The sequence below is a fragment of the Fibrobacter sp. HC4 genome, assembly GCF_023373925.1.
Lineage (GTDB): Bacteria > Fibrobacterota > Fibrobacteria > Fibrobacterales > Fibrobacteraceae > Fibrobacter.
The window spans coordinates 22,184-46,606 of record NZ_JALCZV010000005.1; the positions used below are offsets into that span (position 1 = coordinate 22,184).

Below are 24,423 nucleotides of genomic sequence, written 5' to 3' on the forward strand. Positions count from 1 at the left end.
ATCTCCCTGATTTATTGAGTGTTTTGGTTTGTTGTTAGAAATACTTCTTGATGAAACCGACAACCTTTCTAAATCCGTCTCCAACGGAAACCTTCAGCTGTGCGCCGGTATCATTCTTCTTCTTGTTATTATGTTCCTTGTTGGCGTAATGCAAAAGGCCTACACCAGTTGCATAAGACGGTCTCTGGAAAGCATCCTGAATACCGCTCATCCCCTTGGGATGACCAATACGGACCGGTTTACCAAAGAATGCCTTGGACGCCACATTTTCAATGCCTTCCAATTCACAGCAGCCACCCGTAAGGACGATGCCGCCATTGATCAAAGATTCCAGCTGTTGCTTCTGCAAGTCCTTTGCCAGCAACTGGAAAATTTCACTGACACGGGCCGTAATGACCTTGGCCAGCAACTTTCGAGAGCAGGGAACATCACCGCGGTCACCAACAGCGGGAACCGGGAATGTTTCATCTTCAATCAGATTGCTAATAACGCAAGTTCCATACTTCTTCTTAATTTCTTCTGCCTTGGACAGCGAAATAGGAACATTCAGACATTTACTGATATCGCTAGTGATTACATTACCGGCCAGGTCCAGAGAATTGGTATAGCGAACGGAATCCTTCAGGAACACGGCAATATCTGCAGAACCGGCACCAATGTCAACAAGGGCAACACCAAGTTCCCTTTCATCATCGGTAAGGACTGCGCAGGCAGCAGCCAAAGGTTCCAGCACATAGCCAGCCACATTCAAGCCAGCACGGTTAATGCACTTGGTCAAATTCTGCAGGGCGTTCTGGCGAGAGGTCACCAGCTGCACATCCACTTCCAGGCGACGGCCTGTACGGCCCTTGGGATTGCGGATACCCTTTTCGTCATCCAGGGTATATTCACCCGGGAATGCGTGAATCAAGCTACCAGCGCCATTAGGCAAGGTGCTAGCCTGCTTCTTCACATTTTCAATATCTTGCTCACGAACTTCGCCTGTGGGGAGTGTGATAATACCCTTGTAGCTGAAAGAAAGCACATGCTTTCCGGCGATGCCTACATAGACATCACGCACATCCACACCAGCGGAACGTTCCAGCTGCTGAACAGCCTGTTGCAAGGTTTCGACGACGAGGTCATACTCGTCAGCGTTTGCCAGCGGAAAATCACCGCATTCGACAACGCGAACAGAGTCCCCTTCGGAAATGCCAACAAACAGATTTACCTTCGAGGCCCCAATATCGAGACCGAAGATATAATCTTCTTTCTTTATTGCCTGCTTATTATCATCCATTGACACACCTCTTGTCATAATTCCTTACGTATGCAAAGCCATGGAATCTCATGTCCACAACTCCGGCACACCGCAAATCCTTCGTGAATCCATTTCCTAAAGATTCGTACAACACAAAAACATCCTTTGTCCAATCCGATGCCGGAAAAATCGTACGGAACCCAACATCCTTGAAATAAACTTCAATCCCTCGATCTTCTTCTGACCATGAAACCTGAGACACCTTTTCATACAAGTCACTGTTCACATTTTTCATAGCATCAAGAAACTCCGCAACAATCTTGACATGCCCAACAGAGGCCGTTTCCAAAACAGGAAGTCGCATTGCCGTAGCCACAGAAAACGGAAGTGCAGCTCCTTTCTCCGAATAAATCGTTGCCTTACCGCCATCCAGCACAGAGAGCATCGGAGAAGCTTCCTGCAACTTGATGTACAAGGAAGAGGGGAACTTCTTCTCTACGGTCACCGAATGAATTAGGGGAATCTGTGAAAGAGCTTCAGCCACAGAGTCAGCGTCCAATTCAGACATCAGCATACCCGTTTCAATCTGAGCATTCTGCATGACATCTTCCCAGGACAGCATTCTATTCCCTTCGATGTCCACATACTGCAAATGGCGCAGTTCCAGGGGATTGAATCGCTGCAGATAGAAACGCTGGTTCCAGACAACCGCAGACAAGGCCACAACAGCAACCAGAATAATCCAGCCGCGATGCTTAAACCAGTGGAATGCACTGGCAACACCAGATTTCACTTTCTGGTTACGCGCGTCCTTCTGCTTGCGTTCGTTAAAGCCGATTCTACGGCCTGACCATGTCGTCTTATCTACAGCCAACTAAAACTCCTACAGACATTCCTTCAAAATGGTTTCGCCCAGCTTGTAGATGCTGCCAGCACCCATCAAGACAACCACATCACCTTCACGAAGTTCCTTCTTCAAGATGGGAAGCAAGTTCATCTGATCGCCAATAAAGCGGGCATCGCGATGGCCACGTGCAGTTGCACTTTCAGAAACAAGAGCACCGGTCACACCTTCGATGGGGCGTTCACGAGCGGGATAAATATCGGTGGCAAGCAGGACGTCGCAATTGGCAAAGGCGCTGCCAAAAGCTTCGTGCTGGTCGCGGGTACGGGTAAAGAGATGGGGTTGGAAAGCGACGATAATACGCTTATCCGGGAAGGCATCGCGGAAGCCCAGGAGGGTTGCGGTAGCTTCGGTGGGATGATGAGCATAGTCATCAAAGACCATCACGCCATTCTTTTCACCAATGAATTCAAAACGACGCTTTACGCCACCGAAGGCAGCAACAGCCTTACGGGCCACATCGGCATCAATACCTTCTTCAATAGCCAAGGCTACTGCAGCCGTTGCGTTCAGCACGTTGTGACGACCAGGAATCTGCAAGCGGAACTCACCCAGACTCTTACCATCATTCAAAATTTCAAATACAGGGAATCCCTTTTCAAAACGCAGATTGTCTACGCGATACTTAGCCTGACGAGTAAAACCATAAGTAATCACAGGCTTCTTCAGACGGGCCAGGATCTGCTGGGCATTGGGATCATCCAGGCAGAGGATAATCTGACCATAGAAAGGAATCTTGTTTGCAAACTGGACAAAGGCGTCCTTAATGTCTTCAATATCCTTGTAGGTATCCAGGTGGTCTGCATCAATGTTGGTAATGATAGCAGAAGAGGGCATCATAGAAAGGAAGCTACGGTCGAATTCATCAGATTCGGCAATCAGGTAGTTACCCTTACCCACCTTGGCGCCACTGCCATGGCCCTTCACCACACCGCCAACGATAATGGTGGGATCCAAACCAGCTTCTTCCCAAATCTGGCCAACGATGGAAGTAGTAGTGGTCTTGCCGTGAGTACCGGCAATAGACAGGGTGTACTTCATACGCATCAGTTCGCCCAGCATTTCTGCGCGCTTGATGACGGGAATTCGGCGGTTACGGGCTTCGACCAGTTCCGGATTATCATGGGGCACAGCGGAAGAATAGACAACCAGGTCGGCGTCTTCCACATTCTTGGCATCGTGCTTGGGATCAACGCGGATACCCAGGTTTCTGAGGTAATCCACCACAGCACTTTCACTCATATCGGAGCCGCTGACCGCAAAGCCATTGGCATGAAGGACTTCAGCAATACCGGACATGCCTGCACCGCCAATACCGACGAAATGAAGGCGACGTACGCGCTTACAGTCATTAATCTGCATTATGCATTCTCCTTTTCCAGGATAACCATTGCAATCTGGTCTGCGGCATCGGGCATTCCGAGGCCCTTTGCGGCGGCAGCCATATTGGCCAGGCGGCTTTCATCAGCCAAAAGGGTTTCGACCTTTTCCCACAGGTGATTTTCTTCTGCATCCAGTTCAACAAGAGCAGCGCCAGCCTTTTCAACGACGCGGGCATTGTGTTCCTGATGATTTGCAGTTGCATGGGGGAACGGCAGCAAAATAGAGGGCTTACCAAAGGCGAGAATTTCAGCCAGGGCAGAAGCACCTGCGCGGCTAATAATCAGGTCAGCATGCTTCATATAGGCATAAATTCCATCCAGGAAGCCACGGACAGCCACGTTGGGCATTTCGCCAAGGCGATCATTAATCGTAGCCACGTTCTTTACGCCAACCTGCCAGACCACAGAAACATCGTCACGGGCAGTAATGCTCTTGATGCTTTCTTCAATCTTGTTATTGATGCCTACAGCACCCTGGGAACCGCCAACAATAAAGACGGCTTTCTTGCCTTCTGCAAATTCTGCAGGGCGAGCCAAAGAATCTTCAGTCGGCAATTCACGAACAGGATTACCAAAGACCATGCACTTTTCTGCAGGGAAACCCTTGGCGGCATCTTCAGAGGTTACGAAGATGGTCTTTGCATAGCGGGAGCCAACCTTATTGGCAACACCGGCCACAGCATTCTGTTCCTGCAAATACACGGGAATACCCATGGAACCTGCGGCCAGCACGATCGGCAAGGAAACATATCCACCAGTAGCCACAACGACATCAGGCTTCACCTTGCGAACGACGCTCTTGGCGCGGACCAGGGCCTTGGTCAAATTGAAAGGCAAGGCCAAATTCTTAAGGAACGGTCCACGATGCAGAGGTACTGCAGAAATGTATTCATAGGGCCAATTCTTAGCAACTAGGCGTTCTTCCATAGAATCCTTACGACCGGCAAAAGTAATGTCGGTAACGCCCATCTTCTTCAAACTATCTGCAATGGCAACGGCCGGGAAAATATGGCCACCGGTACCGCCACATACGAAAAGGAACTTTTTCATACGCCACTCCTTGTATAATCAAAATTTCTAAACGCGCTACTTTCAAGCGAAGAACCACTGGTATACGGTTCCTTGATATTCCTACCCGATGCCGGGCGAGAAATATTCAGCAAGATTCCAATAGCGATCGAGGTATAAAGCAAATTGGTTCCGCCAAAACTGAAGAACGGCAGCGGCTGACCCGTCATGGGGAATAGTCCGACACACACGCAGACGTGAACCACAAAATTGGAGAACAGGGAAAGAGTCAAACCCAAAGCCAGATACTTTCCAAAACGGGTAGCAGAGTTTCTTGCAATCTTAAAACCCTGGGCAAACAAAATCGCAAACAGGATCAAGATTACAAAAGTACCCACAAAGCCAAATTCTTCACCAATCACGGCGTACACCACATCCTTATGAGCTTCAGGAAGGTAACCCAACTTCTGGACACCCTGACCAAAACCAGTTCCAAAAAGTCCTCCGTTTCCAAGGGCCTGCAAGGCATGATCGCCCTGCCAGTTAGAAGCGGCCATTTCACCTTCATCGGCAAAGAAGGCCAGAATTCGAGCCCTGGAATGAGTAGAAGTCATCAGGCGAACCAATGCCAGCGGGATTCCCGCCAGGGCAACATACCCCAGATACTTGGCATTTACGCCAGCAGTGAGCATAATGCAGACCACAATGGCAGTCACCATAATCAGCATGGAGTAATTCGGTTGCAGCACAAGAATCAAGGCACACAGACAATAGGGAATTCCGGGTTGCACCAAAGTACAGGCAACGCTCTTGATATTGTCCCCCGCTTCAGAAAGTTTGGCACTTACCCAGATAATCAAGCCGAGCTTCATAAATTCAGAGGGCTGAATTCCAAAAATCCAACGGTTTGCGCCCTTGACGCTGCCGCCCTTTACCAGAGCAACTGCAGATAGAACGAAGAAAGCTATAAAGGCAATACGTCCAGCCCATTTCCAATGGCCATAATCCCAGAAACGGGCCAGGAACAACATCAGTACAACGCCACCAATAGCCTTGGGCAAGTGAGACATCATGTAAAATTCTGCCGGACGACCATTGGCCTGCGCATAGGGAGCGGATGCGGAATACACCACAGCCACGCCAAAGCAGATTAGCACCAAAACCACTGCTAGAAGCAGCTTATTCATGCCGGTCGTATTTTGAACAGAATTATCCATTGACTCTAACTATCCTTATGCCTTAACCTTGGTAAGCTTTAACATCGCTTCAACAACCTGTTCCATGTGCATGCCACGAGAGCCCTTCACCAGAAGCACATCACCTTCGGCAACAACTTCAGACAGTTCCGCATTCAATTCCTGCACGGAATCGAAATGATAGGCGGACTTCATACCCTTGGACTTTGCGCCCTTCACATAGAGCTTAGCCTTTTCACCTACGGTGAACAGCATGTCAAAATTCATTTCGGGAACCATGGCACCCATTTCCAGATGGAGGGCGTCGGTCTTGTCACCCAGTTCCAGCATATCGCCGAGAACGGCAATGCGACGGGCAACCTTCATGTTTCCGATAGTCTGCAGGGCCATCTTGGTAGAAGACGGATTGGCATTGTAGCAGTCAGACACGATGGAGAAACCGTTGGCCTTCTTCAGTTCCATACGCATGTTGGTAGAATGGAAACCAGCCAGAGCCTTGGCGATGTCCGTCTTGGAGACTTTGAAAGCCTCGCCAATTGCAATGGCGGCCAGGGCATTATAAACGTTATGGATGCCCGGAACAGACAATTCAAACTTGGTGCGGCCGATGTAGAAGGTAGCACAGTTGTCTTCATTGTAAGACAGCTTTTCGGGCTTATAGATACCACGCTTGATACCGAAAGTCACTACCTTGTAGCTGGTGTTGGAACGCAACTTGCACAGACGTTCGTCATCGGCATTCACGATCAGGAGGCCGTTCTTCTTGAGGCCTGCAGTAATGGTACGCTTTTCGGCAAATACGCCGTCAAAGTCAATCAGCTTTTCCAGATGGCTGGCACCGATATTGGTAATCACAGCTACATCCGGTTCAGTAGCCATAGACAGCGGACGAATTTCATCGGGACCGCTGGTACCCATTTCAATCACAGCCGCTTCATGGGAATGCTTCAGCTGGAACAAGGTCATGGGAACGCCAATGTGGTTGTTGAAGTTACCGGCAGTAGCGTGGGTGTTGTACTTCATAGAAAGTACAGCCTTAGTCATTTCCTTGGTGGTAGTCTTGCCGTTAGATCCAGTAATGGCCACCTTCTTCACCTTGAAATTCTTCTGGTAGCCCTTGGCGAGCTTCAGCAAAGCCTTGGTGGTATCGTCCACGGGGGCATACATCTTGAAGTTTTCAATACCTTCAGCATCCTGGTTCACAACACTCATCAGAGCTCCATTCTTTTCCATTTCGGTAACAAACTTGTGGGCATCAAAACGTTCGCCCTTAATCGGCCAAAAAACCACACCCTTGGCAGGTTCACGAGAATCCATGCAAAGGTTCACCTTGCGATTCTGTGTACGGGCGTTAACGCCGAAAGCCTGGGTTTCCAGGATTTCAAGCATTTCCTTAATTTTCAGGTCCAGCTTAAACATTTTCCATCGCCTTCACCACTTCTTCGTGGTCGTCAAAATGATGCTTAGTCTTGCCAATGATCTGGTAATCTTCATGGCCCTTACCGGCAACCACAAGCCAGTCGCCATCCTTCAGTTCAGCGCAGGCGCGCTTGATGGCTTCGTCACGAAGTTCCACAACTTCGAACTTGTCAGTCTTCATTCCTGCCTTCACATCGTTAATGATGTCAGCCGGATTTTCGGTACGGGGATTGTCAGAAGTGAGCCAGGCCTTATCGGAGAGACGTTCTGCAATTTCGCCCATAATGGGACGCTTAGTCTTATCGCGATCGCCGCCGCAACCAAAGATGCAGCTGAGCTTACCGCGACACAGGCTACGGGCAGTCATCAGCACACGTTCAAGAGCATCGGGAGTGTGGGCGTAATCCACAATCACATGAATTCCGTTCTTGTTCCAGACCTTTTCGAAACGTCCCGGAACACGAACTTCGGCAAGAGCCTTATCCATAGCAGCCTTGGAAATTCCAACGGCATTGGCCCAGGACAGAACCAACATCACGTTGTCCACATTGAAATCGCCACAAAGGGCAGTTTCAAAATGAGCGTCAGAAGCAGCGCAACCAAAGCCATTCAAATCAAACTTTAAACCGTCTTCGGTATTGAGGACCGTACCGCAGGGCTTTACGTCAGCCTTTTCAGAACCCAGGCGCGAAACGCCAACGGTTTTTAGTCCAGTAGACTTGAGTTCATCACAAAGCAGGGCGCCATGAGCATCATCCACATTGATTACGGCAACACCATCAGAAGCCAGATACTTGGTAAACAGCAACTTCTTTGCATCGAAGTAGGCTTCCATAGTCTTGTGGTAATCCAGATGATCCTGGGTCAGGTTACTGAACAATCCGCTGCGATAGCTAATGCCAGCGACACGGCCCTGATGCAACGCATGAGAAGACGTTTCCATAACCAGGTCGGTACAGCCTGCATCAACAGCCTTTGCCGCAAAGGCAAACAAGTCCAACTGACCCGGAGTCGTCAGGTTTGCGGGAACAGAGATATTACCCACCTTGTTCTTGATGGTTCCCAACAGGGCAACCTTCTTGCCCGCAGCAGTCAACATAGCATCCATCAAGAAAGCGCTTGTAGTCTTGCCGTTAGTACCAGTAACAGCATGGCAAGTCAACTTCGCAAACGGATCCTTGTAAAAAATCCTTGCCGCTTCCAGACGGGCAGCCTTCACGTTAGACACCTGGATCCACTTGGAAGTCAAACCTTCAGGGGCCACATTTTCACCAACGACAGCAACTGCACCGGCAGCCACCGCATTACGTGCGAAAACTTCATAACCTTCAGTCGGCAGCGAGAAGAAAAGGTCGCCAGCCTTAACACGGCGGGAGTCGTCGCACAAACCACGAACATTCAAGTTCTTCATCAAAGTTTCAGAAAGCATTAGCTTCTCTCCTTCAACGTGAGTTTGCATACTTGCCCTTTACGTAACACTTCATCGGCCTTCGGGGATTGGGCAACTACGCGACCCTTGCCTGTATATTCAACATTCATGCGGAAGTTACCTGCAATTTCAAGAGCATCCTTCAAGGAGAGGCCTTTCAAATTGGGCATCTTGCCGCCATCCATATTTTCGAGAATCAGGGTGACTCCAACAGAATCATTCACATCGCGACGTTCAGACACAACGCGAAGCCCTTCACCTTCAAACTTGACATTGCAACCCTTGGAAGCAGCCAGGGACTTTGCCGCAGTAGCGAGCATTCCCACATAATCGTCGTTACACTTGGACTTCGCACTCACCAGTTCCAGACTGTGAGACGCAGGAGACAGTTCCGGATGATAGTAGATGCCTTCCATAATGCGGCGGAAAATCGGGCCAGCCGAGTTACCACCGTGATGCTGAGCCGTCTGAGGATCATCTACCAGAACCAGGCAAACATAACGGGCGTTTTCAACCGGAGCAAGTCCAATAAAGGAAGCAACCTGATGTTCTCTATCGTACTTACGGATTTCCGGATTATACTTTTCTGCAGTACCCGTCTTGCCGCCAAAGACCACATCGGGAATCTTCTTGCTCATGACCTGCTTTGCGGTACCGTTATTCACCACGCGAGAAAGCATGGCGCGAATCATGGACGAAGTTTTTTCAGAAACAACTCGACGAAGTTCCGTAGGTTCGTTCTTTTCAACAAGCTTACCCTTGGAATCACGCCATTCCTTAACGAGCATAGGCTTCATCAGCTTGCCACCGTTTGCAATTGCAGCATAGGCCATCACCATCTGAATGGGAGTCACCAGCACAGAATGGCCAAAGCCCATAGACTTAAGGTCACTGCCGCTATTGCTGGCCAAGGTCACGTGATCCTTCAAGGCGCCAGATTCCTCGCCATAGAAATATTCAGAAGTCTTTTCGCCAAGGCCAAAATGCTTTGCGGTAATGTAAAGATTCTTAGCCCCCACTTCGGTGGCAATCTTCGCGAACACCACATTGGAAGACTGCACCATGGCTTCGGGCATATTCATATCGCCGTACACATGGGTGTCGCAAATGGGAGCAGACTTGGGATTCCATGTCCAGCAACGACCTTCGTTGGGGAACACCTGATTGGTATCCACAGCACCGCTTTCGAGAGCAGCAGCAGCGGTAATCAACTTGAAAGTAGAACCCGGTTCGTATGCCATAGCCACGATATCATTCTTGGCCATGCTGCCCACACCCTGATTCTTGGAATTGGGATCAAAGGTCGGATAGCTAGCCATGGCGAGAATTTCACCCGTATACGGGTCCACAACCACAGCGCTTGCGCTCTTGGCAATATAGCGGGACACGCCATCCTTCAATTCCTTTTCGACGAGTTCCTGCATATTGCGGTCAATAGTCAGCACCAGGTTCTTACCCGGTTCAGCCTCGGCCACATTTTCGGAACGTCCATAAATTTCACGTTTGCGAGCGTCCTGAATGCTCACGCGGAAACCTTCATTGCCGCGCAGGCGGGAATCGAACATACGTTCTACACCAAGGCTTCCTTCACCACTGCGGTTCACCTTCCCAACAATCTGGGAAGCCAGCTTGCCCTGCAAGAAAATGCGGCTATAATCTTCAGACTTGCCGGTATCGCGAAGATTTTCGGCAAACACCACACCGTTACGATCCATAATCTGACCACGTTCGGCATAGATGTTCTTGGTATGAGTCACCATGCTCTTGGTTTCAGCCTGGTAGATTTCTCGGTTCAGAACTTGAATATTGAAAGTCTGCCATGTCAAAACAAGGATAAAACCAAGAACCAGCATTTTCCAGATGGAAATTGCGTCCAGGTTAATCACCTTCAATGCTTCAAGATTCACAAACTTCACTTGGAACCCCCTACCACACGGACCTTGGTGGGAACCTGATTGAGGCCAAGTTCAGCTGTTTCAGCAAAGTCATTCAACTTTTCAAGAGAAGACAGTCTGTTGATTTCCAGTTCCTGCAGCAGAATCTCGCGGCGAAGCATATTCACCGTTTCAGAAAGTTCATGGGACTTCGCATAAAGACGAGTCATTCGATTCTGCATGTACAAGGGCAAAATCAGCAAGAGCCCTGCCACCAGCACAAGGCAGAGGAAACACCGCACAATAAAGCGGTTAGAGTAATTCACGAAATTTTTGGTTTCTTCGTTCATACCCTCTCGTACACTCTCAGCTTTGCAGAGCGAGCCCTACTGTTCTTTGCAATTTCATCATTGGAAGGAAGAATCGGCTTGCGATTCACCTTCTTCAGACGCTGGTGATTTCCGCCGCACATGCACACCGGCAAATGTTCCGGGCAAATGCAAGCCTTTTCAAATTCAGCACAAGTATCCTTCACGCAGCGGTCTTCTACAGAGTGGTAGCTCATGACCACCAGACGACCGCCCACCTTCAGGCAATCCACTGCAGAACGGATACTGGTTTCAATCTGGCGCAGTTCGCCATTCACTTCCATACGAACAGCCTGGAACACGCGAGCCAGCAGGCTGTTGGCGTCACGGCGCTTGTCCGGGAATACGGATTCCACAACGGACTTGATATCGCTAGGCAGGATATCGCGGCCCTCGCGACCAGTTTCTGTAGCAACTTCAATAATGCGAGTTGCCAGCTTAAAGGCGCGATCCATATCAGCGTTCTTACGCAGGGCTTCAGCCAAGTCATCGGCGCTTACACTACGCAACCATTCCTGGGCAGAAACTTCTTCACGACGATCCATACGCAGGTCTAACGGATTATTGCCAACGAAAGTAAAACCACGGGTAGAATCGTCTACCTGATGGCTACTAATTCCCAGATCATAGAGAACGCCGTCCAAGGAATCAGCCGGAATCTCTTCGCCCAGCATGGCAAAGGGAACCGGATGCACCACAAACTTGGGAAGACCTTCACCGTTGCTAACGGCAGAAAGGCGCTTAGTCGCAAACTTTACCGCATCATCATCGCGGTCAAAGGAATGCAAGGTTCCTTCGGCAGAAAGGCGGGTCGCAATAGCATAGGAGTGGCCGCCACCGCCCAAGGTACAGTCAGCAAAAGTTCCACCGGCTAGGATTTCAGCACCTTCAAGGCGGAGACCTTCAAGGCATTCCTTCAGCATTACAGGATCATGGTAGAACACGCCGCCTTCAACTCCGGCGACAGCTGCTTCAGAAATTTCGTTTGTACGTAGAGACTTTACCTGAGGGTCATTTTTGCTCATCAGATCCTCCCGCAAAATCTGCCATACAGAGTCTTTCGAACTCAGCCAGATCCTCTTCGGAATCCATAGCGAACTGAGCTTCATACTTTTCTGTATTCCACAATTCCAACGACTTACCGCCAACAGAGTCCACGAACATTACGCTGTTCGTAAGGCCTGCAAACAGGAGCTTATCCTTAGGGAGTAATATGCGATTCTGGCCGTCGAGCTCAACAGGGATGGCTCTTAGACGCAGACGGAATTTTTGGGCAGCATTGCGGTCGGACCAACGGTCAACCTCAGCTTTGAACTTATCATATTCGGCTCTTACAAACAAACGAAGTCTGTCCTTCATCCAGTTCGTGAGCACGAATTCAGAACCATCCTCAGGGGTCAGTTGACGACGGAATTCCCGAGGGAAGGCGCACCTACCCTTTCCGTCGATGGCCGATTTGGCCTGACCTATGAAATAGTTCTCTAAGCTCATTTTTTTATTCCATCACACAATTACACAACACATGGAATTATTAACACACATTTCAAATATAGCTTACTTCTCCCCACACTTCCCCATTTCAGTGGAAAAACACACCATTTACACCCCCGACTTCACCACACTTCCCCACGAGGTCCGACCTCTCCATCTCAATCACTCTGATTTTATTACAGAAATCATACCGCCGCAGCAGGTCCGCCCAGAAACAAATGCACACAAGAGCACTACTTTTCTATATTTCCACCCACAAACCACCCCACTACACCCCACAAAAACGTTTTTCTTTCGGGAGTTTTCACAGGATATGCTGCTGCGCGTACCGTCTTTCTACAACAAGTTTTGCTGCCTTGCCGACAAATGCACCGACACCTGCTGCGTCGGCTGGGAAATCGACGTCGACGAAATCAGCCTTTCCAAGTACAGGGACCTCGCCGAAAACACATCCCCGAAATGCGAAAGGGACGAAAAGAAAATCGCCTTCGCCAAAATTTTGATGGAAAACATCCAGGACGGGCATTTCATCTTAAAGCCCGGCGACCGCTGTCCCTTCCTTATGAAAAACGGCCTTTGCGAAATGATCTGCAAACTGGGGTGCAACGGATCCGACTTAGATGAATCCGGCGAAAGCGTTCTCTGCGACATCTGCCGCGAGCACCCCCGCTTTGTGGAAGTTTACGGGGACATCATGGAAAAGGGCGTCGGCCTTTGCTGCGAAGAAACCGTTAGACTATTACTCACCAGCGATTCACAAGACGACTCCACCATCTGTCATTCTGAGCTATACGAAACTAAGAACTTTAGTTCTCAAGTTGAGTTATGCCCTTTGGGTAGAAGCACGAAGTGCGAAGTCGAAGAATCTAGCAACGTTCTAAATCTCGTCAAAAGTGAAATTGACGAAGAACCCGACGAAATGCCCGAAGGCGCCGAAGAAGCCCGAGACGCAATCTTCGCAGAACGGGAACACATTTTTGAATTGCTGGCAAATAAAAGCAAGCCTCTGAACCAGAGGCTCATAGAGATTTTGGATTACGTCGAAAATACAAACGCAAACGATAAAGAAAATTCCGATCTCTTAAGTGATGCCGCTACCAAGCAAACCTGGATCGAAATCCTTGGCGAAGGGGAAAGTTTCGGACCCGCCTGGGATAAAGCCTTTGAACGAATGATCCGCAAAGGCTGGGACCAGTCTCAAGATTTATTTTCTGAAGAAGACGGCGAAAAAATCGTAGCCTACCTGATTTTCCGCTATTACGCCAAGAGCCTCTTTGACGGTGACGCCATCACCAAGGTACAGTTCGCTATCTTCTTCTGGATCATCCTGCAACATTTCGGAATGGAACTTTCCGCCGAAGTTCCTGAAGGCGCCGCAGATCTTACCCGCAAAATCAATGCGGTAAAGCTTTTGAGCAAGCAGACAGAATACTCCGAAGAAATCATGGACATCCTGGCAGATAACTTCTACCAGAACGAGGCTTTCTGTACGGAACAGTTCCGCAGCATTCTATCCCCATGATCATTTCAGCCAGCATCCGCACGGATCTTCCCGCCTTTTACTCCAAATGGTTTCTGAATCGGATTCGAGAAGGTTTCGTCCTGGTACGCAACCCTTACAATCAGGATTACATTACCCGATACCAGCTGGACCCAAGTGTAGTTGACTGTATTTTCTTCTGCACCAAGAATCCAACCCCGCTCCTTCCCCATCTTGACGAAATCAAAGATTTCCGCTGGGCATGGCATATCACCCTCACACCCTACGGCAAGGACATCGAGCCCAACGTTCCCGACAAGCGATTGATCGTGGAACAATTCAAGAAGTTGTCGGACTTGGTTAACACCCATAATGGCGGCCAGGATGCAGTACAGTGGCGTTATGACCCCATCTGCATTACAGGACGTTACACCGTGGAGCAGCACATCAAATCCTTCGAGGTGATGGCCGCTCTGCTAGAAGGCTACACCCACACCTGCATCATCAGCTTCGTGGACATTTTCAATTGCGTCACCAGGAACTTCCCTGACCTTAAAGAAGTTTCCTGGGAAGATCAAATTACCCTCACCAAAGCCTTTGTGGAAATCGGTCGCCTGCACGGCATAAACATAAAGACATGCGTGGAAAGTTCCGCCCTGGCAGAATTCGGAGCAGATTGCAGCGGATGTTCCACTCCAGATTTTTTTGAGAAAGCCTTAGGCCTTAAAGAAAAAGGTCTTACCTTCATGCCGCCAAAGAAGAAATTTGCCCGCGAGGAATGTTCCGCCTGCGTGGTAGGCGGAGACATCGGCAATTACAGCAACTGCCCGCACCTTTGCAAATATTGTTACGCCAACTACGGCAAGGATCAAGTGCTAAGCAAGCACAACATGCACGATCCGAATTCACCGCTGATTATCGGTAACGTTAAGCCCGGCGAAATCGTCCACCCGGCAAAACAAATCAGCTGGATAAAGAAAAAGCCCGACATTCAGCCGGACTTGTTCGAAAACATCTAGAGTTCTAAAGAGCCATATAGGCTACTTAGCGCACATTAATCACCTTATGTGCAGTCCCTGACTTCAGCAAATAGCGACCAGATCGGGGCAGATCCAGCAGCATCGCATTTCTGTCGGCGGTAACATTTCTGATAACCCTACCCTGCATATCTAAAACGGCAACAGAAGAACCGGGCTTCAAACCGCTAATCATAACAGATCGATCAACAACGGAAATTCGCAATGCATTTTGCAAATGATTTTTCACAACCGTCGTTTCGGAATCACCATTCCCAGAATCATCATCCTCGGGATCGTCCGCCGGGTCCTTCACAGGATCCTTTGCAGGAATTTCAGAAGACTCAACAGAAATGAGCACCGTCTCTAAAGACTGTACAAAGCTGTACACCCCATCCTTTTCAGAAAGAACCGGACAAGTCTTTCCATCTTCACACACCAAAGACACGGCAGCCTCGAAACCTTCATCACAGGTTACCGTAAATTCCGCGGCACCTCCATAGAAAAGCTTTGCAGACAGACCTTCCACAGAGCAGTGTTCATCGTTGTTTTTAGCCACGGCATATTCACGTTTCTTACGTTCAACGCTAACAGAAACAGGAACCGACGGCATCAAGAAAATTTCAGACCAGCAGCCATCATCATCACAACCCAATAGTTTGAGTTTCATCTCCTGATTTTCATCTCCATTTTTATAGCTGAACATAACTTCACCTATATCGGAGCCCACTTCCTCTCCTACATAAATTCGAACGGCGTCTCCAGGCAAGGCATAATCCGCATAAACGGAATCCCCGTCCATATCAGCATCTGGGAACACCACGAAAGAGGAACTAGTATCCTCCAGAATCACCGCATACTTTAACTGTCCCCCAGACAAAACCACATTAGAAGCAGGCATGGTAAAGCTATACTCACCGCCAGCAGAATCAACGGACGAAAGATCAGAAGAACCCTCTTCACCGAACACAGGCAATTCCGCTAAAGCATAACCGGCTTCGCACACGACATTAAACTTAACCTTATCGCCAGCATTGGCAGAATCAGGCAATCCCTTGGCCACGCAAATTCCATCAAGTTCATTGCCAACACCATAATTGACCAGACCACGAGTCACCTTAAATACAACAGGTGCCGCCGGCATATTGAAAGTACCGCTAGTGCAATCCTTATTGGCAGAACAGGAAAGAAGTTTCAACTCACCCTTAACAGAGTCAGCGCCGTCATAATAACTATAACTGATAGACTTGATAACTTCCGAAGAAAGGTGTTTAGCCTTTATGGTATAATTAATTCCCGAGTCATAGAACCCTTCGTTGGAAGTATAATAATCCACATAGGATTCCCCCTCATCTTCAAATGTTACTTTATATTGAAGTTTACCCTTTACGACAGATGCGGAGTTGCCCTTCGTCATCGAATAAATGCCATTCTTATCTGCAGAAATATCCTTATAGCAGGATTTATCGTTTTTGTCTCCACATTCCTGATAAACCTTGCTCAAGAAATATCCTTCATCGCAATGAACAGTAAACTTCACACGGTCTGCAGATTCTGCCGTAGCCGGAAGACCACTGGTTTTGCAATGTTCGCCAAGATCTTCGCTAAGGGAGGTGTCGATTTTCTTAAACACGGCATCCACTTCATAGGCATGCCCCTGTCCATCATAACTAAATTCGGTAATTTCGTTAGCCTGATTAATTGATGTAGAATAAGGTTTCTTATTCCAGTTTCTCATATTTACAGACGACAGGTAGTAGCCTTCATCCGCATCCACCAAGAAAACGACATTGGCAGAAACATAATAGTTTTCACCTTTATAGGTATCTCGTACGGTATTCTTAATCGTTACAGAGCCGTTGCCCTCTACATAGACCTTAATGGTATAAAGCGGGAAAATGCTTAAATTTACATCAGCATTCCATTCACTCATGGTAAATTTATAACGCTTACCCTTCTCAATTTCAGTCATGCGACCGTTTATGTAGTACTTCGGCGTGTGATAGGCATTCACGGCAAGATAGGCGGCGTCAAGCATAAATACACCTTCATCATCTCGCTTAACGTCTACATCCACATAAAGAACCGTCCCCGGTTTCACCCTGGCGCTATCGGCGAGAATCGTACCATCCTCTGTAGACACCCTATAGGTTGCCCCACCGTTCTTGACTTTTCTCTGGACAAGCATCACGGTGCCATTTTCGTCGGTCCCATCCTTCTTTTCGCTATCTTCGGCATAGGCCATAGACACAATCATGAGCAAAACGAATACGATCCAAAATTTCATTCGCAACTTTTTTCTACCTTTTACAAACTAATGAACTTCCGCATTCCCACAACAGTAGCGGCAACACAAACCGCTAACGAGAAACCAAGCGCCACCACAGGCATCATCACATCCCGCAAGAAAGTCTGATAACCGAGCTGCACCAAAAGCAAAAGCGGAATAATAAAGAACAGCGTCCCCTGAGTGGCTGCGCGAACAGTTTTCGCCTTAAGAGAAAGCAACAAGGAAAAGGCATTCACTAAAAGACAAGCTGACATAGAACCAAGAATCGCAGCAACCGCCACCTCACCGTTCACAACATCAGAGTGCGCGCCCCAATACACTAGCTGACAAATCAACGAAAACATCAACGGGAACGGCAGCACGGCGAGCAGCTTACCCCAAAACAATTCCGCAGGCTTCACTGGAGAAAGTTGCAACAGTTCCAGGGAGTTTCTTTCACGTTCGCCAGCAAAGCTATCGGCAGCAAGAGGCGCACCCATAGGCGCCATGAGGCAACCAAGCAACAGCATCATGTAGCCGTCCATGCCCTGCATAATCTGCCCGCCATAGCGAGAAACAGCAATCCCCTGGGACGCCGCCAAAATCACCGGCGGAATGACGAAAGGAATCCAGAAGCGAGGCTCCCGGAAAATCAACCGCAGTTCATGTTTTAGAACGTGAAGGATCATGAGAAATCGTCATCTACGGTTTAGAAAATTCTTTTATTTCCGCATCACTCGGACCGGAATCGAACACACTACACCAATACCCAAAGCTACACAGTTTCTCATTACAAAATTCAAGCGTTCGTCCTTGCCATTCATGCCAATCATTTCCAGCTTCATCAGGAGATCCTTCTAACCTGCTCCAACTCATCCATTCCCAGGTTTTATCAGAAGTTCGCCTAAAATATAACCCAGTTTTTAGAACTTCGCTTTTTGTCATACCTAGCCGAAGCTTTAGATTTGAAGAAAAACGAAGCTTACACTTGGGAAGACTTCTTGCATCACCCTTAGAAACTACTACAGATTCAACATTCGTCCAACTTCCCATTGGACCAGAAGAATAGGTAACTATATCGCCATCTTGATTACAGCTCACATAATCTGCACAGGATTCACAACTTGTCGAGTCCGTTGAATCGTATCGAAGAATTTCGCAACCCTTACACAAAGCATCATCAAGCGTCAAATTCTTACTTCCTCCAATTACACTTTCATCAATGTTTTGAGCCAACAACAATGATGCAGAAAGAAAAAGGATTTGAATCAACGACTTCATATATTGAAATATATAAAAAGGCGCCCCTAAGGGCGCCATTATTTTACACATCAAAGGCAACGCCGTCGCCGACCTCATACCTCAAAGCGTAAGTTCACTAAGTGAACTGCAGCGACCTCACACCTCAAAGCAAAAGGTCGCGCAGCGAACTTTCGCGCCCTAGCGCAACTTAGTTTCGTGTCAGAGTCTTGTACTTGATGGGCTTGGGATTTTCTGCATCTTCGCCAAGACGCTTGCGGCGATCGGCTTCGTATTCGCTCCAGTTACCTTCGAACCAGACCACATTGGAATCACCTTCGTAAGCAAGGATATGGGTCGCAATACGGTCCAGGAACCAGCGGTCATGGGAGATGATCACGGCGCAGCCTGCGAACTTGAGGATTGCCTGTTCCAGAGCCTGGAGGGTTTCGATATCCAAGTCGTTGGTCGGTTCGTCCAGGAACAACAGGTTACCGGGCTGCTGCAGGTTCTTGGCCATAAGCACGCGGTTACGTTCACCACCGGAAAGGGTGGAAAGCTTCTTCTGCTGGGCAGCGCCAGTGAAGTTGAACAAACCACAGTAGGCGCGGCCATTCATCTTGCGGTCGCCCACCATAATTTCGTCGTTACCGCCCGTAATGGTTTCCCACACAGTCTTGGAATCGTCCAGGGAATCGCGGCCCTGCTCCATACTGATGATCTGCACGGTCTCGCCAATCTTCAAGGTACCAGCATCCGGCTTTTCGGTTCCGGTGATCATCTTGAAGAGCGTGGTCTTACCAGCACCGTTGGGGCCGATAATGCCCACAATACCGGAGCGGGGCAGGCTGAAGTTCATATCGTCGAAAAGCACCTTTTCGCCAAAGGCCTTCTGCAAATGTTCGGCCTGAATAACGATGTCACCCAGACGGTTGCCGTTGGCAATGTGAATCTGAGCCACGTTGATCTTCTCTCTGGAATCTTCAGCCAGGAGTTCTTCGTAAGCCTTAAGACGAGCCTTGTTCTTGGCCTGGCGAGCCTTGGGACTCTGCTTGACCCATTCCTGTTCGCGAGCCAGGCGCTTCTGACGGTCAGATTCGCCCTTTTCTTCACCGCGCATACGTTCCAGTTTCTGGTCCAGCCACTGTGCGTAATTGCCTTCCCAAGGAATGCCGCGACCGCGGTCGATTTCAAGAATCCAGTTGGTCACGTTATCCAGGAAGTAACGGTCATGGGTCACGAGAATGACGGATCCCTTGTATTCACGAAGGTGACGTTCCAACCATGCAACAGTTTCTGCATCCAAGTGGTTGGTAGGTTCATCCAAGAGCAACAGGTCCGGTTCTTCCAAGAGCAGGCGGCACAGAGCCACGCGGCGCTTTTCACCACCGGAAAGGTTGGTCACCGGCCAGTCACCCGGCGGGCAACGGAGGGCGTCCATAGCAATTTCAATATTGCGGTCCAGGCTCCACAAATCCTGAGCGTCAATGATGTCCTGAAGCTTGGCCTGTTCGTCCAGGAGCTTGTTCATTTCATCATCTTCCATGGGTTCTGCAAACTTCATGGAGATTTCGTTGAATCGGTCAAGAATAGCCTGTTTCTTGGCCACAGCCTGCATCACGTTTTCCTTGACGGTCAGGTTCGGATCCAGCTGAGGTTCCTGAGGCAGGTAGCCAGCGGTACGACCCGGTTCAATCCAAGCTTCGCCCTGGAATTCCTTATCGATACCAGCCATAATACGCAGAAGCGTAGACTTACCGGCACCATTCTGACCGATAATACCAATCTTAGCGCCATAGTAGAAGCTAAGGGAGATGTCCTTCAAGACTTCCTTGTTGGGGTAAGACTTGCACATCTTGTACATGTAGAATACAAACTTTTCTGCTTTATTTTCGGCCATAATGAGCTCGCTTCGCTTTGAGGTGTAAGGTCGGTCGCTACGCTCCCTTTGAGGTATGAGCGTTTTTATTTACTACTTAAATATAAAAAATTCATCTAGTCCATTACGCAGGGAATCGCTTCTTCTTCAACCCAGTTGCCGGCAGTACATGTGTAAAGCGTCCAATGGTCTTTATCATAGACCGTCCAGCCTTCCGTAGAACTAGCACACTGCATATTCAGGTTTTCAATATTGCTGATGGTAATCTGCGCACCACCTTCATAGCAATCTGTCGCAGGTTCAAAAATAGACTCCGAGCTCTCGCTAGAAGAAGACGGGCTTTCATCAATGACATCACTGGAGCTTTCTGCCAAAGCATCGGAACTCGAAGACGGCTCTGCAGAATCTTCACAAACAGAAGGCTGATAGTCGCTGAGATAAACCCAATCTTCCCCATCGCATTCCATCACATGATCCATTTCTACAAGATAAACATGGGCGCACTTGTACGATACACGACACTTGTATTCATTTGCCAGGGAATCCAGCGTCATTACCGTATCCGGCAACACCAGAGTGTCAGTGCCCGGCACAGGATTTCCCTGATCCGTTCCAGAAGATTCACTAGGTGAACTGCTATCGTCTCCGCAGGCAACAAAATTCATTGCCGTGAAAAGCATTGCAATCAACATCCAAACTCTACGTTTCATATTCGCTCCAAATAAAAATACCGCAGGCAACCCCGCGGCATTAAGATAACTTTTAATCGGCACCAAAACAAGTTCAGCCCGACTTGTGATGATCAATTATCTATTGTTCAAATAGTCCAGTACCTTATTGGTCAGGTCGTTTTCCTTCTTCCAGAAAAGCACGGCGCCGGTAGCACGATCCACCACCATGTCGTAACCTTCCTGCAAGGCAATTTCAGTGACGGCCTTACGGATCAGCTGAATAATGGGGCCGCTGATTTTTTCGTTTTCAGAAATCAGTTCTCCCTTACGGCCATAGACGCGGTCCATGAAGTTCTTCAGTTCCGAATCCTTCTTGGCGTATTCCGCTTCCAGTTCGCGCTTCTTTTCATCAGAAAGCATCAGAACCTGCTTGTCCAGTTTTTCCTTAATGGCAGAAAGTTCCTTCTGGAGCAGGTTACCCTGCTGTTCCCATTTTGCCACCTGGCGGTCATATTCTTCCTGAGCCTTCTTCGTGCCCTTATAACCGTCAAAAATCAGCTTGGAATCCACATGAGCAATACGCAGACCATCTTCGGCGAAACCGGAGGTCGCACCGAACAAGGCAATCATCAAAACGATCAGAAGTTTCTTAACCATAATTCCTCCTTAGAAGCCCTGGCCAATCACGAAGTTGAATTCCATGTCGCCAACAGCACTACGCTGGAAACCGCTGTAGGTTTCACCCACATCCAGAGGCCATGCGAAGTCGAAGCCGATAATACCAAGCATAGGCACAACAACGCGGAAACCAAAGCCGATATCCTTCTTCAAGCTAGTGGGATCCCATTCGCTAAGCGGGTTGTGGCTGGGCTTTTCAACCTTGGTCTTGGGATTATAACGCTCACCGAATACGTTACCGGCATCAAAGAAGAAGGGCAACAGGTAGAAGGTCTGAGGCACAAGGCCCAACTGAAGTTCCGCACCAACATACTGGTAGCTGCGGCCCAGACGGCGGTAGCCAAGAGAACCGGAACTATAACCGCGCATGCATCCTTCGTAGCCCATCACGCCACCCATGGAGTACAGAGTGCGATACTGCAACTGGTCACCGAAAATCACACCATACTGGTTCGTGAGAGCAATGCTCAAGCGATCGCGGAACAGCGGGAACCACCACTTAATAGTCAGCTCGGTCTTCACGAAGTCGAAGTCACTGAAGATAGCGCCATCAGCCCACTGCACATCCAGCACATAGCGAGAGCCGTCTGTGGGGAACTGCGGCAGGTTCTTGTCGTCGCGGAGCAGGCGGAAGTTGATTGCAGATTCAACACCGGAGTAAACCACATAGCTGTCATCGATATTTCGGCCCTGCTTGTTCATGAGCCAGCTATAACCAATCTGACCATAGAAGTAGTCATCGGGCCACTTCAGACGCTTACCCACATAGACGCTTCCGCCATAACGGGTAATGTCCGGGTCGTCATAATCTTCCATATTCCACCAGGAGTAGCTCAAGCTGGCACCCAGGGTAATGGGCTTATCAAGGAACCAAGGTTCCTGGAAGCTGATAGAAGCACTCTTCTTGTCGGCACCATATTCAACGCTGAAGCTAGCGGCCTGACCATCACCCATACAGCAGTTGGGAATAGACACGCTGGCAGTACCCACAAGACCATCGCTTTCGCTATAGGAAACACCCAGGCTGAACTGACCGGTACCCGCTTCCTTTTCCTGAACGGTAAAGTCAAGATCCACTTCCTGGTCGCCCACCACCTTAATGTCGGGCAGAACCATGTCGAAGTAGTTCAGCTGCATGATTTCACGGAAGGAACGTTCCAGCAGGGACTGGCGGTAAGTATCGCCCGGATACAGGCGAACTTCACGACGAATCACCTTTTCATTAGTCTTGGTATTGCCATGGATGTGCACCTTGTGGATCTGGGCAGGCAGACCTTCGGTCATCTTGTAAGACAGGTTCACAATGGAATCGTTAGTGAAAGTACGTTCTTCTTCGTAAGTTGCAAACAGGTAGCCGTCTTCACGGTAGGCATCAAGCAGAGCCTTGCGGGAAGCGTCATACTTGTACTGGTCAAAGACTTCGCCACTATCAAGACGATAAGCATACTTCAGCATATTGTCGTTCAGCACTTCGTTACCGGAGAAGTGGAGGCCACCCATGTAGTAGCGACGACCTTCGATCATATGAATGTGAATGAGGATCGAGCTGGAAGTCTTGATGTTATCATACTTGTTCAAGGCAGAGAACATGTCTTCGATCATATAGCGCACCACAAGCTTCTGCTCGTAAGCACTCATCTTCTTGATCTTCAACAGGGAGTCAATCTTCGGGTTGTTCCACTTACGGCCCTTTACAATATCAAGCCATTCCTTGCGGGCATCTTCGTAGCGGATAATGTCGTTCAGGTACTTCCAGGCGTCTTCTTCAGACTTGACCTTGGGCATCGGTCTAGTCACCCAGGGCATCTCGCCCACGGCACGATGATTGCGGAACAGGTGAGTTACCTGCATAGTGGGCTTGCCAGCCATCTTGTAGAAAGCGGTGGCGGTATCACCAAGAGCCAGATTCAGCTGATTGTACAGCGGTTCCAGCTTGTCTCCCAGGGGAACCATACGTCCCAGATAGAACAGGCAGGAGGAGTCCGGCAGATATTCAGCGCTATATTCAGTCAGTTCAGCATCCAGGAAACCGAAATGGCGGATGGCGTTCAACACCGTATCGCGGTCGGCTTCGAACACGTTTTCCTTGAATTCGCCGCCGCCCCACCACTGGTCCTGCTTGGTCAGCATATGTTCCAGAATATCTTCGCGGGGCACATTGTCGTTACCCTGGATATCGAAATCACGAACCTTCACCTTGCCGCCTTCACGGACAATGAAGGTCACCAAATTCTTGTTCTCATCTACAGGAGTTTCACGATAGCCCACTTCGGCCAGCAAATAACCTTCGGAACGGTAGTATTCCAAAATAGCCTGGCGGTCACGTTCCAGCTGGCTCTTGCTATAAACCTGGCCCGGAATCAGACGAATCTTCAGGCGCAGATCTTCTTCGGAAACTTCATCACAGCCGTCCAGAACAGCGGTATCCAAGGCAGGAAGTTCCTTAATCTTGAAAATCAAGTCCACATCGGAACCATCACCCACATAGTCAATCCAGGCAGTCACATCGTCAAAAAGACCAGACTCGTACAGAGAAGTCACCGAGGACTGCACCTTTTCGGTAAGACCCGTAGGAGAATAACTCTGGCCATCACGAATACCAATTCGACTCAGCACGGAACGTTCGTCCATATGGACGGTACCTTCCACCTTCACCTTGTGGATCTTATTTTCCACCATATAGCTCTCGGACATTTCGGACATGTCCAACAGCTGGGCCTGAGCCAGACCCACAACAAACATCACTAAAAACAGCAAACGGGTACGCAGAATGAACCTACCTAAATAGAATTTTCAAATTTTTCCGTCCAAAAATACAAAACTTGGAGCTGGGGAGCCCACCCAAAAGACCATTTTTCACCCTATTTACACCACAAAAGA

20 protein-coding genes are annotated in these 24,423 nt (G+C 48.9%); 2 read left to right on the forward strand and 18 right to left on the reverse strand.

Annotation, left to right across the window (positions count from 1 at the left end):
* Positions 1–34: 34 nt before the first annotated feature.
* From ftsA to MMG03_RS04515, 11 genes are read right to left on the reverse strand one after another with little or no spacing between them, the layout of a single operon-like run.
* Positions 35–1,279 carry a cell division protein FtsA gene (gene ftsA / locus MMG03_RS04465; protein WP_073157035.1) on the reverse strand — a complete coding sequence of 415 codons (1,245 nt, stop codon included), beginning with the start codon at positions 1,277–1,279 and terminating at the stop codon, positions 35–37.
* A complete protein-coding gene (locus tag MMG03_RS04470; protein WP_073157038.1) occupies positions 1,272–2,114 on the reverse strand; it encodes a cell division protein FtsQ/DivIB in 843 nt (280 codons plus the stop codon). Before MMG03_RS04470 ends, ftsA begins: the two co-directional genes overlap by 8 nt.
* Positions 2,115–2,123: 9 nt before the next feature.
* Complete coding sequence (gene murC, locus MMG03_RS04475) at positions 2,124–3,506, reverse strand: UDP-N-acetylmuramate--L-alanine ligase (RefSeq protein WP_073157041.1); 1,383 nt, start codon at positions 3,504–3,506, stop codon at positions 2,124–2,126.
* On the reverse strand, positions 3,506–4,576 hold the full coding sequence (gene murG, locus MMG03_RS04480; RefSeq protein ID WP_073235679.1) for an undecaprenyldiphospho-muramoylpentapeptide beta-N-acetylglucosaminyltransferase: 1,071 nt from the start codon (positions 4,574–4,576) through the stop codon (positions 3,506–3,508). Before murG ends, murC begins: the two co-directional genes overlap by 1 nt.
* Positions 4,573–5,751: an FtsW/RodA/SpoVE family cell cycle protein gene (locus MMG03_RS04485; RefSeq protein ID WP_073235676.1), complete on the reverse strand. Its 1,179-nt coding sequence runs from the start codon at positions 5,749–5,751 to the stop codon at positions 4,573–4,575. The genes murG and MMG03_RS04485 overlap by 4 nt, the downstream gene beginning before the upstream one ends.
* A gap of 15 nt (positions 5,752–5,766) precedes the next feature.
* A complete protein-coding gene (gene murF, locus MMG03_RS04490; RefSeq protein ID WP_073157050.1) occupies positions 5,767–7,149 on the reverse strand; it encodes a UDP-N-acetylmuramoyl-tripeptide--D-alanyl-D-alanine ligase in 1,383 nt (460 codons plus the stop codon).
* Entirely contained in the window at positions 7,142–8,578 is a 1,437-nt protein-coding gene (locus MMG03_RS04495) for a UDP-N-acetylmuramoyl-L-alanyl-D-glutamate--2,6-diaminopimelate ligase (RefSeq protein WP_112131820.1), read from the reverse strand. Before MMG03_RS04495 ends, murF begins: the two co-directional genes overlap by 8 nt.
* Positions 8,578–10,494: a penicillin-binding protein gene (locus MMG03_RS04500; protein ID WP_249505732.1), complete on the reverse strand. Its 1,917-nt coding sequence runs from the start codon at positions 10,492–10,494 to the stop codon at positions 8,578–8,580. The genes MMG03_RS04495 and MMG03_RS04500 overlap by 1 nt, the downstream gene beginning before the upstream one ends.
* On the reverse strand, positions 10,491–10,802 hold the full coding sequence (locus tag MMG03_RS04505; RefSeq protein ID WP_073157055.1) for a hypothetical protein: 312 nt from the start codon (positions 10,800–10,802) through the stop codon (positions 10,491–10,493). The genes MMG03_RS04500 and MMG03_RS04505 overlap by 4 nt, the downstream gene beginning before the upstream one ends.
* On the reverse strand, positions 10,799–11,845 hold the full coding sequence (gene rsmH / locus MMG03_RS04510; protein ID WP_088665371.1) for a 16S rRNA (cytosine(1402)-N(4))-methyltransferase RsmH: 1,047 nt from the start codon (positions 11,843–11,845) through the stop codon (positions 10,799–10,801). The genes MMG03_RS04505 and rsmH overlap by 4 nt, the downstream gene beginning before the upstream one ends.
* A complete protein-coding gene (locus MMG03_RS04515; protein ID WP_073157061.1) occupies positions 11,832–12,311 on the reverse strand; it encodes a division/cell wall cluster transcriptional repressor MraZ in 480 nt (159 codons plus the stop codon). Before MMG03_RS04515 ends, rsmH begins: the two co-directional genes overlap by 14 nt.
* A gap of 313 nt (positions 12,312–12,624) precedes the next feature.
* Here MMG03_RS04515 and fliB point away from each other — a divergent pair, with 313 nt between their 5' ends.
* A complete protein-coding gene (fliB, locus tag MMG03_RS04520; protein WP_249505733.1) occupies positions 12,625–13,833 on the forward strand; it encodes a flagellin lysine-N-methylase in 1,209 nt (402 codons plus the stop codon).
* Complete coding sequence (locus MMG03_RS04525) at positions 13,830–14,810, forward strand: DUF1848 domain-containing protein (protein WP_073283802.1); 981 nt, start codon at positions 13,830–13,832, stop codon at positions 14,808–14,810. Before fliB ends, MMG03_RS04525 begins: the two co-directional genes overlap by 4 nt.
* Before the next feature lie 25 nt (positions 14,811–14,835).
* On the opposite strand, the gene MMG03_RS04530 is transcribed toward MMG03_RS04525, so the two are convergent.
* The 7 genes from MMG03_RS04530 to MMG03_RS04560 all read right to left on the reverse strand — a co-directional run bounded on the left by MMG03_RS04530 (position 14,836) and on the right by MMG03_RS04560 (position 24,285).
* Positions 14,836–17,094 (reverse strand): hypothetical protein, encoded by a 2,259-nt coding sequence (locus tag MMG03_RS04530; protein WP_249505734.1) that lies wholly within the window; start codon positions 17,092–17,094, stop codon positions 14,836–14,838.
* 20 nt (positions 17,095–17,114) lie between these two features.
* Positions 17,115–17,765, reverse strand: coding sequence for an ABC transporter permease (locus MMG03_RS04535; protein WP_249505735.1), 651 nt, complete (start codon positions 17,763–17,765; stop codon positions 17,115–17,117).
* Positions 17,766–17,778: 13 nt separating this feature from the next.
* Positions 17,779–18,357, reverse strand: coding sequence for a hypothetical protein (locus MMG03_RS04540; RefSeq protein ID WP_146196227.1), 579 nt, complete (start codon positions 18,355–18,357; stop codon positions 17,779–17,781).
* A 169-nt stretch (positions 18,358–18,526) separates the two neighbouring features.
* Positions 18,527–20,215, reverse strand: coding sequence for an energy-dependent translational throttle protein EttA (gene ettA / locus MMG03_RS04545; RefSeq protein ID WP_073157073.1), 1,689 nt, complete (start codon positions 20,213–20,215; stop codon positions 18,527–18,529).
* A 95-nt stretch (positions 20,216–20,310) separates the two neighbouring features.
* A complete protein-coding gene (locus MMG03_RS04550; RefSeq protein ID WP_141100329.1) occupies positions 20,311–20,904 on the reverse strand; it encodes a hypothetical protein in 594 nt (197 codons plus the stop codon).
* A 96-nt stretch (positions 20,905–21,000) separates the two neighbouring features.
* Entirely contained in the window at positions 21,001–21,522 is a 522-nt protein-coding gene (locus MMG03_RS04555; protein WP_249505736.1) for an OmpH family outer membrane protein, read from the reverse strand.
* A gap of 9 nt (positions 21,523–21,531) precedes the next feature.
* On the reverse strand, positions 21,532–24,285 hold the full coding sequence (locus tag MMG03_RS04560; protein WP_249269292.1) for an outer membrane protein assembly factor: 2,754 nt from the start codon (positions 24,283–24,285) through the stop codon (positions 21,532–21,534).
* Positions 24,286–24,423: the final 138 nt, after the last annotated feature.

What these genes read in the sequence shown, in the direction of transcription:
- MMG03_RS04540 (WP_146196227.1), bottom strand. Translation starts at nt 18,357, where the DNA reads ATGAAGTCGTTGATTCAAATCCTTTTTCTTTCTGCATCATTGTTGTTG.
- MMG03_RS04530 (WP_249505734.1), bottom strand. Translation starts at nt 17,094, where the DNA reads ATGAAATTTTGGATCGTATTCGTTTTGCTCATGATTGTGTCTATGGCC.
- MMG03_RS04485 (WP_073235676.1), bottom strand. Translation starts at nt 5,751, where the DNA reads ATGGATAATTCTGTTCAAAATACGACCGGCATGAATAAGCTGCTTCTA.
- MMG03_RS04550 (WP_141100329.1), bottom strand. Translation starts at nt 20,904, where the DNA reads ATGAAACGTAGAGTTTGGATGTTGATTGCAATGCTTTTCACGGCAATG.
- MMG03_RS04505 (WP_073157055.1), bottom strand. Translation starts at nt 10,802, where the DNA reads ATGAACGAAGAAACCAAAAATTTCGTGAATTACTCTAACCGCTTTATT.
- MMG03_RS04495 (WP_112131820.1), bottom strand. Translation starts at nt 8,578, where the DNA reads ATGCTTTCTGAAACTTTGATGAAGAACTTGAATGTTCGTGGTTTGTGC.
- MMG03_RS04525 (WP_073283802.1), top strand. Translation starts at nt 13,830, where the DNA reads ATGATCATTTCAGCCAGCATCCGCACGGATCTTCCCGCCTTTTACTCC.
- ettA (WP_073157073.1), bottom strand. Translation starts at nt 20,215, where the DNA reads ATGGCCGAAAATAAAGCAGAAAAGTTTGTATTCTACATGTACAAGATG.
- fliB (WP_249505733.1), top strand. Translation starts at nt 12,625, where the DNA reads ATGCTGCTGCGCGTACCGTCTTTCTACAACAAGTTTTGCTGCCTTGCC.
- MMG03_RS04515 (WP_073157061.1), bottom strand. Translation starts at nt 12,311, where the DNA reads ATGAGCTTAGAGAACTATTTCATAGGTCAGGCCAAATCGGCCATCGAC.
- rsmH (WP_088665371.1), bottom strand. Translation starts at nt 11,845, where the DNA reads ATGAGCAAAAATGACCCTCAGGTAAAGTCTCTACGTACAAACGAAATT.
- murC (WP_073157041.1), bottom strand. Translation starts at nt 3,506, where the DNA reads ATGCAGATTAATGACTGTAAGCGCGTACGTCGCCTTCATTTCGTCGGT.
- MMG03_RS04555 (WP_249505736.1), bottom strand. Translation starts at nt 21,522, where the DNA reads ATGGTTAAGAAACTTCTGATCGTTTTGATGATTGCCTTGTTCGGTGCG.
- ftsA (WP_073157035.1), bottom strand. Translation starts at nt 1,279, where the DNA reads ATGGATGATAATAAGCAGGCAATAAAGAAAGAAGATTATATCTTCGGT.
- MMG03_RS04560 (WP_249269292.1), bottom strand. Translation starts at nt 24,285, where the DNA reads ATGTTTGTTGTGGGTCTGGCTCAGGCCCAGCTGTTGGACATGTCCGAA.
- murG (WP_073235679.1), bottom strand. Translation starts at nt 4,576, where the DNA reads ATGAAAAAGTTCCTTTTCGTATGTGGCGGTACCGGTGGCCATATTTTC.
- MMG03_RS04535 (WP_249505735.1), bottom strand. Translation starts at nt 17,765, where the DNA reads ATGATCCTTCACGTTCTAAAACATGAACTGCGGTTGATTTTCCGGGAG.
- murF (WP_073157050.1), bottom strand. Translation starts at nt 7,149, where the DNA reads ATGTTTAAGCTGGACCTGAAAATTAAGGAAATGCTTGAAATCCTGGAA.